The 2442-nt window shown below is 36.0% G+C and carries 2 protein-coding genes and 1 pseudogene; 1 reads left to right on the forward strand and 2 read right to left on the reverse strand.

Annotated elements, in window-relative coordinates; genetic code table 11:
• Positions 1 to 150 precede the first annotated feature (150 nt).
• A pseudogene (locus tag L634_RS35045) lies at positions 151 to 384 on the forward strand (transposase); the annotation flags it as partial.
• Between the two features lie 141 nt (positions 385 to 525).
• On the opposite strand, the gene L634_RS0128390 reads toward L634_RS35045, so the two are convergent.
• Positions 526 to 1503, reverse strand: coding sequence for a proline dehydrogenase family protein (locus tag L634_RS0128390; RefSeq protein ID WP_026585294.1), 978 nt, complete (start codon positions 1501 to 1503; stop codon positions 526 to 528).
• Positions 1504 to 1727: 224 nt separating this feature from the next.
• Entirely contained in the window at positions 1728 to 2135 is a 408-nt protein-coding gene (locus L634_RS0128395; RefSeq protein WP_026585295.1) for a DUF1259 domain-containing protein, read from the reverse strand.
• Positions 2136 to 2442: the final 307 nt, after the last annotated feature.

Below are 2442 nucleotides of genomic sequence, written 5' to 3' on the forward strand. Positions count from 1 at the left end.
CCGCTGACTCGCTTCTCCCGCAGGAGTCTCGCCCCTTCCGCTCCAATCAACAGGGTGCAAGAATCAATATCAGCATTAATACTAAGACAAAAAAAAGAAGAAAATCGTCCTTTTTGATATAATTAAGTCACTACAACCCACCATACGAGAAAGGAAAGGCTTGCCTCTGAAGAAGGGAATCAGAAGTACAGAAATAGAAAAATAGATGTCGAGCCCGTCTTTGGACAAATTAAACACAACCGAAAATTCAACCGGTTTTCTCTAAGAGGCTTATCCAATAACACCACGGATTGGGGTCTTATTTGTGTTGCCCACAATTTAAAAAAGTGGGATGATCTTCTAGAAAAACAGGGTAAAAAAGTGAAGCTTTGGGAGGATAACTAGGGATATCTCTCCTAAATTTTGAATAAGTTACTCGAAAATGAGGAAAAAATGATCTCAAAATAAAAAACTGACTCAAAAGAGTAGTCGTTCAACAACCTTTTGAGTCAGCCTCTTTATTTATAACAAGGGAGGTTTCATAAATTATTTATTTTTACGCTGCTTGGTCAGCCTTCCTAATAAAAATGCACCAGCTGCAACACCCAGCATTGTATTCGTTTTCTTGTTGAATACTTGTTTAGCTACAAGGTTCAGGTTTTGCGGCCTTTCAGCAAGGCGCCTCATAAAATATCCGTACCAGTCGTTCCCGAATGGCACATACGTACAGAAATTGTACCCTTCGCTTGCAAGCTTTAACTGCAGGTCCTTCCTGAAACCATATAACATTTGAAATTCAAATTTTTCCTTAGGAATATTGTTAACCCTTACAAATTCTTTTACATGATTTATAACTTTATGGTCATGGGTAGCAATTGATGTGAATTTGCCATTTAACAAATGCCATTCTATTAATTTAATAAAGTTTCGGTCAATATCGCCCTTATCTTGATATGCGATTTCTTCAGGCTCTTTGTATGCGCCTTTTACGATACGCAGACGGAAGTCTTTATATTTTTTTATATCATCCTCAGCTCCAAAGAAATAAGCCTGGATAACAGTTCCCACATTATCATAATCCTTGGATAGTTCATCAAGTATATTAAAGGAAGGCTGCAAACGCTTAGAGTCTTCCATATCCATATTTACAAAAATATCGTACTTGCTCGCTCTATCTACAATTTCTTTTACGCTTTCCAGGCAGAAAGCGTAATCAATATCAAGGCCTAATTGGGAAGGCTTTAGTGAAATATGAGCATCTACCTGATTTTCATGAATGGCTTCAATCACTTCTAATATTTGTTTTTTCGCTTCTGCCGCCTCTTCCTTTTTATATACAAACTCACCGAGGTTATCGACAGTACAAGAGATTCCATGTGCGTTAAGTTCTTTAATGCTTTGGATAGCCTGATTTAAATTTGTTCCTGCAACGACACTCTGCGCCCCTAATTTCAATCCGTATTTCTTTGCTGCGGCATTCAAAAATTCATTCTGGGAGAGGCCTATAAACAGATCTTTCAACATAGAAATATCCCCTAACTCTTGTAATTTCACTGTAAATTATAGCATAGTTTTTTAATAAAATTTATTTTGTGAATTTTCCTATTTTAACGCTTCCCTCCACATTAAACCAAAAAAAGCGAACACCTTTACATAAGGAATTCGCTTATTCATGTTTCTAGAGATGCGCTAATGCCAACTAGAAATGATCACATATTCAATACTATAGAACTTAGGGAATAAATATCTTAATCTTCTAATACCTTAAATGCTTCTCTTACTTTTCTGGCAAACTGCAGTGGAGGTTCAATTGATTCAAAGTGCATATACATCGCTCTAGGTTCTTCAAATAACCAATGATTATGAATAGCTGTCACGATAATATCTCGTTTTCGAAGTTCTGTTAATAAGGGGTTAACTTCATCTTGTAAAAGAACGGTTTCGCCTAAGTTTAACGCATTACCTTTTCTATCTAAATTTTCAAAAGTAAAAAATTGAGGAACAACTAGTGGAGAATTAGTTTCACGTCCTAGAATGGTAAAGTCAATATTACGAAACTTCTGTACTAGACAAACCCCATTTTCATCCAGGCTTCCACTCCCGCCGAGTATTCTGGCAAACTCTTGACAAAGTTTTTTTAACTTGTCCCAACTCATAATGTAACCTCCCTTCTCATGGCACTGTTGATTATAAGGCATAATTTAACCTTTGCTTATACACTATGTTTTACCTTTTAACTTTGATTGGACAAGAGTTTAAGGACAGTGAGTTTCTATTCATATAATAAAGAAATATATCTTGCTATTCAGCAATATCAACTTTTATTGATCATTCAAAAATAGGAGCGTTAATGGAGTAAAGGAAAAAGCTATAAATGTCAACGCTAGGATGTACATTTTCGCTCGTTTTAGGATGTGCATTTTTGATACTTGTATACTTATACCCACCCCCAGCCTAGTTAGG

This window comes from Bacillus sp. J33 (assembly GCF_000518885.1).
In the GTDB taxonomy this organism is placed as follows: Bacteria; Bacillota; Bacilli; order Bacillales; family Cytobacillaceae; genus Cytobacillus.